1 protein-coding gene is annotated in these 255 nt (G+C 64.7%); it reads left to right on the top strand.

Annotated elements, in window-relative coordinates:
* A partial coding sequence (locus tag PU724_RS34060) for an AMP-binding protein (RefSeq protein WP_426213871.1) occupies positions 1 to 255 on the top strand: 255 nt, incomplete at both ends.

The following is a 255-nucleotide window of genomic DNA, read 5'->3' as shown; positions in this document are numbered from 1 at the left end:
TGTCGCGTTCAACGGTGGAACTGTGGCGCAAGATCCAGCCGACGGCCACGATGGTGAACGAGTACGGTCCCACCGAGACGATCGTCGGTTGTCTTCATTATGAGGTTCCTGCCGAACTGGACGGATCCGCATCGATCCCGATCGGCCGTCCGATCGCGAACACGCGGGTGTATCTCCTGGACGCTCATGGTCAGCCGGTGCCGCTGGGGGCGGTTGGCGAGCTCTATATCGGCGGGGCGGGGGTGGCGCGCGGCT

Source organism: Mesorhizobium abyssinicae (assembly GCF_049887195.1).
Classification (GTDB): Bacteria; Pseudomonadota; Alphaproteobacteria; order Rhizobiales; family Rhizobiaceae; genus Mesorhizobium; species Mesorhizobium abyssinicae.
The sequence above is the reverse complement of the archived record's forward strand: the minus strand, read 5'-3'. Positions and strand labels throughout refer to the sequence as shown.